Here is a 12,113-nt window from a genome sequence, read left to right as displayed (position 1 = left end):
TCCGAGTCGGCGTTTTCAAGCATATGCAGCTTCGCCGTCCTTTGGCGGTTTAAGCTCATTTTGCGGAAATAGATAAGATAAGCGCATTAATAGGTGAAAACCTAGAAAATTTTATTTGCAACGAAAAACCGGGCGAGGCACACCGCGATGTTCACATTGCGATGGGCTTCGCCCGGTTTATTTTTGGCATCGGATGAAATTAGAACGCGGCGGCAGGCTGTTTCATTTCCCTCGGAAGCTGAAAGCTAATTCCCTTCGCTAACAAACTGTTCAGGAGCGCTTTGAACGGGTCAACCGCGATCCAGTCGTGAATCAAAATTATTTCATTACCCGCAGAGCCAAACGGCCTGCTCCCTTCACTTGAAGAGACTTCCAATCCCAAATCGAACGTATCCTGCGTGCATACCACGTGGAGACCCTGCTTCAGGCTTGCTTCGTCCTGCGCCGCGCAATGAATGTTTTCAAAAGCAGGCTGTTGATAGCCAAGCTGCTCCAGAGCAAGCTGAATGCCGGCAAAATGCTCCTGATTCTTATCGTCCTGCATAAAAGGAAAACGAAACACTTTGATCGGCCTGGCGATATCCGTTCTTGCATAAAGGTCATCTATCAGACGGTCCGTTCGCTCAATCTGTCCTCGCGCGTCCATCAAGGAAATCGTTGAGAAGTCCGCAAAGTCGTAGCCTCGATTTCCGATTACATGGCCCGTTTGGATAGCATATAATGCTGCTTCTAAATTTTCCTCTAACGCCTTGCCAAGACAAAACCAAATCGCACGAATGCCGTTTGCGTTCAAATAAATGATTTTTTGCATAAAATCCTCGGCAGGACCTTCTTCTATCGTGAGGTACGCCGCTCTTTCCACCGCTAACATAACCAGAAACCTCCGTTTATCTTTTACTGCCAACTATCAACATCTATGTATTATACCTTATATTTTAATCTTTGTTTGATCGCTTGGTAAAAAGGTTATTTAAAAAGCATGTGATCCAACACAGCTGCTCCCACTCTCGCTCGATCCCTCACCGCCACTCTAACTGCCCGCCCGGCCGCTCGACCAAAACGGGCGGCCGCCCAAACAGCTCCAGCTGCTTAAACGACCGCCCGTTTATGTGGGCTCTGCCGAAAGCCCCTCAGGAATGCTTCCTGGCAGAGTTCAATTCATTCTCGTTTTGATGCCATTCCTTCAGCATGCTTTGATAGAAGCTGCTCTCCTGCGAGCTTAGCCCCTGCTTGTTTCCCTTAATGATCAAATCCCCAATATTCCGTTTTAAAATAATACTCCGACGTCCTAACATGTCCATGTAAGTCAATGAAATTCACCCTCCAGCTTATGTTTTCCAATCGGTCTATTTAAGTATAACGAATACTAAATCGATTGAAAAACAGCGTCAGGCTGCCCTATTTCCAATAATTCCGTCTACGGCGGATTGAGGGGGAACCACCCCTACCCGTTCGGAAACATCCTGCCGTATCCTCCCAATAACGCCCTATTCATTTCATGGCAGTCGAAGCGCGAGCAGGTTATGGCCCAATTCCCTCATTCTTGATATGGTTCGTCTTCAATTCAGAGCGGCGAAGATTAATCTTTGCTTTTACAGTTACAGGCGTGTTTGCAAATAACTCATTCCATCTGCTCGCGAGCGGCAAAAATTGCTTATATCGCTTCCGGTACATTTGCTCTCCGAAGCCACACACATCCACCCCAAACCTTTTCTGGATACTTTGGATTGTAGAGGTCATTTGCTCCTCCAGGTACTCGGAACCGAGCTTCTCCACCTGCTCGTACCCGGAAACCTTCGTTATATCAATGGACTCGTCAACGCTCCCGATTAAGCCATTCCCCTCCAAATTAATCTGAAGCTTCAACTTCCCCTTATCCATGAAGGCTTGAATATCAGATTTAATACCAAGAAGACGAACAGTTAGATCTTGCCGATGGCCCGGAATAGAGAGATTAGTTCCTTCCACCTGGTTCCGCGCCATTAACACCATCCTGCTCTCCTCAAGCGTGATAAAGCCAAGCAGCTTGTCCCCGGAGAAAACCCCCGCTCCGGATAGAATGACGGATGCCTTTGGCGTAACCGACTTGATGCTTTCCAGCGAATTCGCATCCTTGAAGGGGCCCTTGAGCGAGATTGAACCGAGGGTCAGCTCCCTTCCATCCGCAAGAATAGCTTGCGATACATCATACAACCTGGATTCTGGGATTCCTCCCCATGATTCACGGTAGCTTTCCACTTGGGAGACAATCTTCGACGAGGTTTGCGCGCCACGAGGATAAAGAACCTTCAAGATTTGAGAAGCATGAACACCTTCCGAGACCAAGACTAAGACATCCTCCCGGATGTATCTTGTCCGCTGCAAGGGGTCTAATATAGACGATAGACCTTGGCGGGCCAGCCGTTCGTCGACGATAATAACGCCAACGTGCGAGATGAGCAGGTTACGATCCAAACTTTCGTTAAAGCGCGTAACGATTTCAGCCAATGTGTTACCCTCCATTGACTGAACAACGGAAGGCACCGATTCCTTTTTCTCATTTAATTGACCGGCAATCATCGTCTCAATGGTTAGACGCAGCTTCCCGTTATGCCCCGGCTCCAAAGCCACACCGGTAATCAGGGAGGTCTTATTCAACTCCGTATTATCCCAACAGCCGGACAAAGCAAGAGAATTAACTGACAGCATAAGGAAAAAAAAGAACCTACCCGCTTTATTCACGGTTTTCCCCTCCCATTTTCCTCATTTGGCAAAGGGGTTTGGAAAACCAATAGCGCATCCTTTTGCCGGCCTAAGCGAAAAGGAACAAACGGAGAAAGATAAGCAACCCCAAAGGAATGCAATCTGACTAAATGAATCAACAGAAATACTGCACCTAATATGACCCCATAGAAACCAAGCAGTGCAGCTAGAAAAATAAAACCAAATCGCAGAAGCCGAACATTGGCGCCAAAGGTATAGACGGGAGCAACAAAGCCGGAAATCGCGGTTAAGGACACCACGATCACGTTGATATTGGAGACAATGCCCGCTTGAACGGCTGCTTCACCGAGCACTAAAGCTCCCACAATGGATATTGCTTGGCCAACGACCCGGGGCATCCGAGTGCCTGCCTCACGCAAAATTTCAAACGTGATTTCCATCAATAAAATTTCGATAACCGCTGGAAAGGGGACGCCTTCCCGCTGCCCCACAATGCTTGTTAACAGCACCGTGGGTACCAATTCGGCATGAAAGGTCGTTATCGCTATATAGAGGGAAGGAACGAATAGCGAGAAGAAGAAAGCCAAGTAGCGCAATAAACGCGTAAAGGTGCCAAAAGCAAACCATTGGTAGTGATCCTCCGGTGACTTAAAGAAATCGTTCATGACTGCCGGAACCACCAAAACAAACGGACTGCCGTTCACAATAATGGCTGCCTTCGCCTCCATAATCGCAGTGCAAACCGCATCCGGCCGCTCACTGCTGTAAACGGTTGGGAACAAGGAGAAGCGGATCGGTCTAAGCAGCTCTACTAAATTTCCGGAATCAAGCACGCTGGACATGTCGTTCGTTTGCAGTTTTCTTCTGATCTTTCGAAGCACCTCAGAATCTACTGCTCCCTCCAGATAGGCTAAATACACGGGGGTTTGCGATTTATCACCCACTGTGTATTTTTCAAAGCGCAGCTGCTCATTGATCAGACGCCTTCGAATTAAGCTCATATTCGTATCCGCTGATTCCGTAAATCCGTCCTTTGGCCCTCTCACAACGGTTTGAGTGGTTGGCTCAGCGACGGATCTGGCATCCAGCTTCTTCACATCAAGAATCAGCATGAAGGAAGCCCCCTCTAACGCTAATCCCGCATGACCGGTAATCAGCATTGACGCAAGCTCCTTTAAACTGTTTATAAAAACGGCAGACAGCCCTCCATAATACTTCTCTCTCATATCCTCCAACATAGCAGCACTGCTAAGCTCAGGGCCCATATTGCTATGGGATACCGGTCTTACGATGTTGTCCATGATAAAGGGTACGCTCGTCATTGTTTCCAAATAGCAGAGCAGCCCAACGGTTTCGCCAACCCGAATCGGCACTACCGCGAGATCATCCGTATCACCGAAGACCTGCGTTAAATAGGAGCGTACATGTTCGAGCGACTGTATAGACATGTTTTTCGAATCACTCTGTAAGGCATTATTTGTTAAGTTCACCCGCTATCGCCTCTCTTTCGCCTGGAACGAATCCAAATCAATAAACCCGTAATAAGCGGAATTACAAACTGAAACGGAATATGCAGGCAGCGGATAACCAAATGAAGCCCTTCCTCCGTGTGCTCGGCAAAGTTGTGTGTAACCATTAACGACATGGCCCCAATCAACAAGGCCAGAGGATAGATGTATGTTTTGCTTGCCTTCCCGAAGATAACCCAAACCCCTTTGGTTCCCGCATATAAAAAAACAGCACATTTCAGAAAAACGACAACAATGATGATCAACGCGACAAAGGCGTCCATACGGTTTATAAAATCCGAAACATTAATGAGCCTTGCCGCATCCAGCAAAGGAAACGTGGAATACTTCTCGTATTCCATTCCCATCGCCCAGATCTGAAGCAGATCGGAGAGGCACAAAATAACGCCTGCGGATATAATCGCTGCCATTCCCGCTTTGCGAAAAGAACGCTTTCCCATCATGCGCGGATACAGCACTAGGAAAACGATCAATTCTCCATAAGTAGTCCATAATAAGCTTGAAAAGCTCGTTTTGATTACGGGAACAAAACCTTTCGACAAAAAAGGAAGCATTCTTTCCAGCTCAAGCGACCCGCTCATAAGCAAGAGCACTGCTATGCAAATAAAAAACAAAAGTAACAACGCGATAATTGCTTCTGATAATCGCCCCAATGTCTGTGCACCGCCATAGGCTGCATAAGCGATAATCAACGCAAACAGAACAATAACGACCTCCTGCGGGGTTCTACGTAACAACGTCGTCATGACCAGCTCCAGCATATCCCGAATGTTACGGGCCGCAATATAAAGAAAATAAACGGTGTAACAAAGCACGAGTGATTTTCCGATCACAGCTCCCCACGCGTTGACGAGCAAAGCATACAAGCCTCTCTGCGATTCAGAGTTAACTAAGGCCGTATAGAATAGAAACAACAGGATCGCTGGAAGGACCGTTGTGATTGGAACCAGCCAAACATCCGGCACGATCTTTGGTGTACCAAAGATAATAGACGTCCCTAACAGCAATACCATCATGAGGCTATAGATTTGAAATCCAGTCATTTTATTCATCGCTTGTTCCTACTGCCGGGCGTTCACCGCTTATGAGCCGCGCCCTTTTACGAGTCCGGGCTCGTTTCAAGCTGCGCAAGTCCCGAAATAATGCCATTATAAAGGCTGCTGCAATCAAGAGATAGGTTGGCCAGCCATTATCATTCAACGACTGCTTGCCGAGGGCAGCTCCAAAATTTTCTTTAAATACATCCATATCCAACAGAGCAATAAGCAGCGATGCCAAAATAGAAACGGCTAAAACGCCTATAGTCGTCATTTTGAACAGCTCCGTTTCTAGTTCATTTATTTACCTTTTCATACTTTTCACTGTTACAGCTGGAAATATGTAAAAAAATCCGTTTATAAGGACAACAAAAAACCACAACCCCCTACAGGGCTGTGGTTTATCGAAAGATTAAGCTTTACTTATAATCTCATCTATTTCGCTTTTCAGTAATAGATATCTGTGGACGCTGCGGTTAATCGCAACTTTCGTCAGGTTGTGCTTTAGCACATATACCTTCATCTGATCCTTTGATAGGCCTAAAAGATCTCCGGCTTCGGTAACCGTTAATACCTCCTGCTTGCTCGTCGCATTAAACGTCTTCTTCACCTTTAGATCCCAGTCTTCAAATACTACCTGCATATTTCCGACTCCTTTATCATAGTCAATGATCGTTATTGACTGCATCGCTTTATTATACCACGAACAGCCGCATAACTTAACCCGATAAAAATTTAGGGTAAATAAAATAATAAATGACGAGTCCTCAATTCGCCTTCGGAAAAATAAGGTTGAACTCCGTTCCCGCTCCAGGCTCGCTCTTCACCGTGATTTTACCGTTCATTTTCTTTATAATCCCGAAAGAAACCATCGTTCCAAGGCCCGTCCCTTTTTCCTTTGTTGAATAATACGGCGTTCCCAGCCGCTTTATCTGATCAGAGGACATTCCGCTCCCATTATCGCTCAAGATCACCCAAGCATGTTGATCACTGATCATCGTTTTCAGCTCCAACAGGCCTCCGCTTTGCATCGCTTCAATAGCGTTTTTTCCGATGTTCACCAAAGCCTGACGAAATTTATACCTGTCCCCCTGAATATGAAAAGCCTGCTCTTCCTCCGTCATCACTTGAATTTGAATATTATTGTAATTCGCGTAAGTCATGAGCACGTTCGCTAAATAACGCATTTCCTGATGGACATCAATCGCTTCAACGACCTCCGGATCCGGCTTGGCGAGCGAGAGGTAATCCGCAATAATCGACTCCGCGCGGTCTAATTCCTCAAAGCAAATTTTTTGATAAAGTAGCCTCTTGTCCTTATCGAGATCAGCCGATGCGAATAGTTGAATAAAGCCTTTTATGGTTGTAAGCGGGTTTCGAATTTCATGCGCTACGGAAGCCGCCATATCACCGACAATTTTCATTTTCTCGCTTCTCACGATCTCCTCTTGCATCATAAAGAACCGATGAAGCATTTCGATTAAATACACGCATATCCCGGCAATGAACCCTTGCAATATATAGGTTTGCACAGTGACCCCTGGTTTATTCACAAGCAGATCCAACAACCCCGTAACCGAAAGGTATATGCTAAAGGTCATCAGCTTAATGAGCGTGCAATAAATAATCGCAACGGTTATTTTTCGTATTAAACTTAGAGAGCTATAGCTTTTGTACAAAAAGATGAAGACTACAAAACTTGGCAAAATCGAAAGAACATATAACCAATCATTTGGACTGTCTTGAAAATAACGGTACAGAAGAAGAGTGGCATACAGGAAAATAGAAACCTGAACGCCCCCGAACAGAGAACCAATCGCCAAAGGAATCGACCGGAAATCATAAATTAATCCATTTAGATTGATTGGAAACGACATCGTCGTTATGATGGCAAGCGAGAAGAGAACATATAAACAGAAGCGATACAACAGCTTGTTGTTCTTGATTTTGTAGATATAGTAGTACAAAGCTAACGGAGAACAAATAATGAAAATATTCAGCAGCAAATCCTTTAAATATTCCATCCTGTTTGCCCCCAATAATTGGTTATGATACAATGTTAGCTTTTGTACCATTTAAGCTGATATCAACCATAATATATCATAATCAAGAAGAGAAAAGACATCAAAACAATAGAAATCGCAGAGCCGGATAAATGATATAATAAGCTGATTCGCAAATAGACCTTTCGTACGGGAGACTTCTTCTTGATAAAATCAATCGAAACCATGAACATTGCGGAGTGGCACGCCCTTTTCGGCTCGCGTACCGCAATTTTGTCCGATCATATCCGAAACGCTGCCTTTGTACAGGCTGCCCTTGCAGCCATTCATCAAATAAAACCCGGGCTTGCGCCCGAGCGCGACCGCTTTTTCGAGCTGCATGCGCATCTTCATATCCTCTTGCTGCTGCTCCATCTTGCGCCGAACCAGGCACTGCGGCCGGGCGCTTTTATCGGTTTTCACACGCATACCGCGATTTCCGAGGTGCAGCTGAAGATCACGGGCATTTTGCAAAATAAGCCCGAAACGGCAGAAGGTACGGCCGACCGCCAGCTCCTGACGGAGACGCTCTCCTTCTTAAGAAGGCAAATGCTGATAGAGACAGGAGACAAGGCTTATTTCAGCGACTCGTATTTTGGGCTTTGGCATTGCTGGATTGGGCCCGATCAACCTCAATCGCAGCTATATCTCGAGGAGCTTCAGCATCTGAAAGAGGCTCCTAGCCAGCTAACCTCCGCTCTCTCCCGCTGCCCTTGGCTGCTAGCCCAAGCTTGGATGAACTTCTTTCTCCGCCGAGATCAGGAAGCGCTGGCCTTGCTGGCCGAAATTAACAGCGGGTTTGGGCTCCGCGGCAGCGACCTCTTCCCGCTTTTGTCCGCGATGGCCGAGGCAGGAGAGTGGCAGCGCCTATTGGAATGGCTTGCAGAAACGGCGCCGCTAATGGAACGGCAGAAGCTCAACAGCTTGGAACTCTTTTATGGCTTTTGGGACGGGGTCATCGCGCATATTCCCCATGCCGAGCAGCAAATGTGGGGACCTCTTTTCCGGCTGTCGCCGTCCATTTACGAGCAAAAGCTGCTCATGCATGGCAAATGGCAGCAATGGATGGACTACCAGCTCAGCACGGGGACCGATCCTTTCGCGTACCGCGTCGGCGTTTTTGCGCCCATTGAGAAGCATGCGCCCGAGCTGCTGCTTCCTTTCTACCATCAAGCCGCAGAATCCTATGTGCTGCTCAAAAACAGAGCCGGTTATAAATCTGCGGTCAAGCTGCTGAAACGACTCGCTAAGCTGTATAAAAAAAGAAAGGACGAGGAACGGTGGGAGACGTTTATCGCTGCCTTCGCTTCACGACATAGCCGGCTTCGCGCTTTGCAAGAGGAGCTTCGGAAAGGAAAGCTAATTCCATGAGCTATCATATAAAATCCTTCACGGTACACGTTAATTTAACGACGCATGGCGATGCCCTTCTATACGGGGTTAACCACACGGATGATTACTTAAGCGGCATCAGCTTAAAGCACAGCTTGTTTGCCTGGCATGAGGCTTCCTTCTATGGAACGGAGCTGGAGCTCCAGCAGGTGCCAGGGCTCGAGCTCGTGCTGCTTCCTGCCGAGCAGGTCATTCCGTTTTTTGCCGAAAATAAGATGCTTGAGCACATTTCATGGCTATGGGGAGAGCAAGCCGGGCCGCTGGTTAAACTGGCACCTCTGCTGGCGGCTGAAATCGAAGCCAAGCATTATATGCCCAGCTTCTCCGCTTTCCGGTCCGGCAAGCTGCAATGGACGTGGGACAGCCCCGCGCTGCATAAGCAGATGCAAGCCGAAGCTTCTGCCTTGGATGCGGATTCCGGTTTCCTGAACGGCCTGCAAGCCGCCTTCTCCGCGGCCGTATTCGATGTCCATTACGGGACGGAAACGGCGTCAGCCGATTTACGGAGGGAATATCCGCTCCTATTTGCCAAGGACCATGCGGCGGCTGCGGGGATGGATGCTCAAGCCTGGCTGATCTCAATCGGATGGAAGGCCGATCAAGCCCCCTTCCGTCCCATGCTGCAGCTCGTGGAGCCGGCGGAGATGGAGGCGCCTTGGCAGCTTAAGCTTATTTTGCAGGACAAGCTCGACCAGGCGGTGCTTACGAATGTGAGGCTGTCGGAGTCTGGCGAAGCCTTTGGCTCTTGGCCCGCTTCTTGGTCCGGCCCCGTCCGCGAGCGGTCAGCCGGCTGGCTGGAGCGCCTGCGGGCCTGCTTATCGCCCGAGCGGTTCGCCGGACCACGAGAGGATATTCTAAACGCTCCGCTCGGCAATGATGCCGCTTGGCGCTTCCTCGCCGCAGACAGTGCTCGCCTATTAGACGCAGGCTGGCAGGTGCTGCTTCCCGCATGGTGGGAAGCGGCCAGCCGCAAGAAGCCCAAGCTGCGCGCCAAGGTCAGCTCGCGCGCGGAGAGCTCCGGCGAATCATTGTTCGGATTGGATACGCTGATCGACTTTGATTGGCGCATCGCAATCGGCGAGACCGATCTCACCGAATCCGAATTCAATGAGCTTGTGGCCCGCAATGAGCGGCTGGTCCGCTTCCGCGGCCAGTGGATTTCGCTCGACCCCGCCCTGCTGGCGCAAATTCGCAAAGCGATGTCGGGCATTGACCGCTCTGAGGGCCTGTCCTTCCAGGACGTGCTTCAGCTTCACCTGCTCGGAAGCGGCGGTAGCCCGGAAGATGAACAGGCCGAGCAGGATGCCGAGCAGGAACAGCGCATCCAGCTGGAGGTCGAGCTGAACGAGCATCTGATGAAGCTCGTCAACCAGCTCAGCCAGCGGTCGGAATGGCCGCTTCTTCCCGTACCGGCAGGCCTAAAAGCCGAGCTGCGCAGCTATCAGCATGAGGGCTATGCCTGGCTGTCGTTCCTGAGGCGCTTCGGGCTAGGCGCTTGTCTTGCCGATGATATGGGACTCGGCAAAACCGTCCAGCTGATCGCATATTTATTGAACCTGAAAGAAAGCGCGGCAAATAGCGAGGACCAATCTGCTGCGCTCATCGTCTGCCCAACCTCGGTTCTAGGCAACTGGCAGAAGGAGATCAGCCGGTTTGCGCCGTCGCTGAGCGTTATGCTTCACTATGGCAGCAAACGCCTGGAAGGCGAGGCCTTTCACGCGGCAGCCGCGCAGGCAGACGTCGTTCTGACCTCGTTCGCAACCGCGACGCTTGATCAGGAGCTGCTGCAGGAATTCACCTGGGGGGCGATCTGCTTGGACGAAGCCCAGAATATTAAAAACGCGCAAACCAAACAATCCGCGGCGGTGCGCAGCTTCTCGGCCAAGCATCGCATTGCCCTAACTGGAACGCCGATCGAGAACCGGCTGTCGGAGCTTTGGTCCATTTACGATTTTATGAATCCCGGATTTCTCGGAACGGCCCATGGTTTTCAGCACCGGTTCAGCAATCCGATCGAGAAAGAGCAGGACAAGAAGCGTACGGCCGATTTGCAAAAGCTGGTGAAGCCGTTTATGCTCCGCCGCAAGAAGAAAGACCCGGCGATCCAGCTGGATCTGCCGGACAAAAACGAAATGAAGACCTATATCCATCTGACAGCCGAACAGGGTGCGCTCTATAACCAAACCGTCAACCAGCTCATGGATCGTATGCAGAAGCTCGAAGGCATCGAACGAAAAGGCGCCATCCTGTCCACGATTATGCAGCTTAAGCAAATTTGCGACCATCCGATGCTGCTGTCGAAGGAGCCGATCCCGGACATGCCTGCCGCGGACGGCGTTCCTTTGGATACCGAACCGCTTATTAACCGATCCGCTAAGCTCGAGCGTCTGCTCGCCATGGTGAAGGAACTGCGCGACGAAGGCGAGCGCTGCCTGATCTTCACGCAGTATATCGGCATGGGACAGCTGCTTCAGTCCGTGCTGCAGCAGGAGCTGCAGGAGCCTGTCCTCTACTTGAACGGCAGTACCTCTAAGCTGGCGCGCGACCGCATGATCGATAAATTCCAATCGAATACGCTGCCGCCCGACGAGCAGCCTAACGTGTTTATTTTGTCGATCAAAGCCGGGGGTGTCGGCCTGAATCTGACCGCGGCTAATCATGTCTTCCATTTTGACCGCTGGTGGAACCCGGCTGTCGAGAACCAAGCGACGGACCGCGCGTACCGCATGGGGCAGACCCGCGACGTACAGGTGCATAAATTTATTTCGCTTGGCACGCTGGAAGAGCGGATCGACGAGATGCTCGAGAATAAGCAGCAGCTTAGCGAAAATGTGATTTCCAGCTCCGAGGGCTGGATTACGGAGCTTTCCACGGAAGCGCTGAAGGAGCTCTTTACCCTGCGGCATGACTTTAGCCAGTCCTAGGCTATGGTATTTTTGCGACTTGCCGCAGGATGCGGTGTTGTGCTACACTGGTGCTAATTTACTGGAACGGAGGGTTACGTGTGATAGACTTTATCCGAGTTAGGTCTTTGCGCAGCTGCTAATTGAATAGCGCCAAAGCTCTGCCTGTGTGCAGAGGACTCAGGATAGGTCTGCCATTTTGAAGGTAACCCATAGCATTTCGTATACGGCGTCAGGGATCGGAATAATCCTTTTCGCGTATACACCTTTAGAACGGGAACTCCATAAGCGTATAGAAACGGATAGCTGCAGCTTTTTGTGTCGGATGGGCTTGGTCCCCTCTCTTCATGATTGCTCCGCTTCGTATACCTTAGGTAGACCATCGGTCCATCGAATAAGGAAATTCGTTCCTTATGGATTATTCTGATATCCTCTTACCTATAACGGTAAACACAGGCGGCGCTGCCTGTGTTTTTTTGTATAATAAATAACCTTAGAGGATGATGA

General features: G+C 49.4%; 9 protein-coding genes. 2 read left to right on the top strand and 7 right to left on the bottom strand.

Annotated elements, in window-relative coordinates; genetic code table 11:
- Positions 1-199: 199 nt before the first annotated feature.
- From ACN6MW_RS15335 to ACN6MW_RS15305, 7 genes are all read right to left on the bottom strand, one after another.
- On the bottom strand, positions 200-871 hold the full coding sequence (locus ACN6MW_RS15335; protein ID WP_419876106.1) for a polysaccharide deacetylase family protein: 672 nt from the start codon (positions 869-871) through the stop codon (positions 200-202).
- A gap of 650 nt (positions 872-1,521) precedes the next feature.
- On the bottom strand, positions 1,522-2,721 hold the full coding sequence (locus tag ACN6MW_RS15330) for a Ger(x)C family spore germination protein (RefSeq protein WP_419876105.1): 1,200 nt from the start codon (positions 2,719-2,721) through the stop codon (positions 1,522-1,524).
- Complete coding sequence (locus ACN6MW_RS15325) at positions 2,718-4,193, bottom strand: spore germination protein (protein WP_419876104.1); 1,476 nt, start codon at positions 4,191-4,193, stop codon at positions 2,718-2,720. The genes ACN6MW_RS15330 and ACN6MW_RS15325 overlap by 4 nt, the downstream gene beginning before the upstream one ends.
- Entirely contained in the window at positions 4,190-5,284 is a 1,095-nt protein-coding gene (locus ACN6MW_RS15320) for a GerAB/ArcD/ProY family transporter (protein WP_419876103.1), read from the bottom strand. Before ACN6MW_RS15320 ends, ACN6MW_RS15325 begins: the two co-directional genes overlap by 4 nt.
- The gene (locus ACN6MW_RS15315) at positions 5,277-5,543 is read right to left on the bottom strand and encodes a hypothetical protein (RefSeq protein ID WP_419876102.1); all 267 of its coding nucleotides are present in this window, start codon (positions 5,541-5,543) and stop codon (positions 5,277-5,279) included. Before ACN6MW_RS15315 ends, ACN6MW_RS15320 begins: the two co-directional genes overlap by 8 nt.
- A gap of 138 nt (positions 5,544-5,681) precedes the next feature.
- Positions 5,682-5,912, bottom strand: coding sequence for a DNA-binding protein (locus tag ACN6MW_RS15310; protein ID WP_364149918.1), 231 nt, complete (start codon positions 5,910-5,912; stop codon positions 5,682-5,684).
- A 124-nt stretch (positions 5,913-6,036) separates the two neighbouring features.
- Positions 6,037-7,293 (bottom strand): ATP-binding protein, encoded by a 1,257-nt coding sequence (locus tag ACN6MW_RS15305; protein ID WP_419876101.1) that lies wholly within the window; start codon positions 7,291-7,293, stop codon positions 6,037-6,039.
- A gap of 183 nt (positions 7,294-7,476) precedes the next feature.
- On the opposite strand from ACN6MW_RS15305, the gene ACN6MW_RS15300 reads away from it, so the two are divergent.
- Both ACN6MW_RS15300 and ACN6MW_RS15295 read left to right on the top strand, forming a co-directional pair.
- Positions 7,477-8,682, top strand: coding sequence for a hypothetical protein (locus tag ACN6MW_RS15300; RefSeq protein ID WP_419876100.1), 1,206 nt, complete (start codon positions 7,477-7,479; stop codon positions 8,680-8,682).
- Positions 8,679-11,627, top strand: coding sequence for a DEAD/DEAH box helicase (locus ACN6MW_RS15295; RefSeq protein ID WP_419876099.1), 2,949 nt, complete (start codon positions 8,679-8,681; stop codon positions 11,625-11,627). The genes ACN6MW_RS15300 and ACN6MW_RS15295 overlap by 4 nt, the downstream gene beginning before the upstream one ends.
- Positions 11,628-12,113 lie beyond the last annotated feature (486 nt).

This window comes from Pristimantibacillus sp. PTI5, assembly GCF_048572955.1.
Lineage (GTDB): Bacteria > Bacillota > Bacilli > Paenibacillales > Paenibacillaceae > Pristimantibacillus.
This window is presented reverse-complemented; position numbering and strand designations above follow the sequence as displayed.

What these genes read in the sequence shown, in the direction of transcription:
- ACN6MW_RS15335 (WP_419876106.1), bottom strand. Translation starts at nt 871, where the DNA reads ATGTTAGCGGTGGAAAGAGCGGCGTACCTCACGATAGAAGAAGGTCCT.
- ACN6MW_RS15320 (WP_419876103.1), bottom strand. Translation starts at nt 5,284, where the DNA reads ATGAATAAAATGACTGGATTTCAAATCTATAGCCTCATGATGGTATTG.
- ACN6MW_RS15315 (WP_419876102.1), bottom strand. Translation starts at nt 5,543, where the DNA reads ATGACGACTATAGGCGTTTTAGCCGTTTCTATTTTGGCATCGCTGCTT.
- ACN6MW_RS15310 (WP_364149918.1), bottom strand. Translation starts at nt 5,912, where the DNA reads ATGCAGGTAGTATTTGAAGACTGGGATCTAAAGGTGAAGAAGACGTTT.
- ACN6MW_RS15305 (WP_419876101.1), bottom strand. Translation starts at nt 7,293, where the DNA reads ATGGAATATTTAAAGGATTTGCTGCTGAATATTTTCATTATTTGTTCT.
- ACN6MW_RS15295 (WP_419876099.1), top strand. Translation starts at nt 8,679, where the DNA reads ATGAGCTATCATATAAAATCCTTCACGGTACACGTTAATTTAACGACG.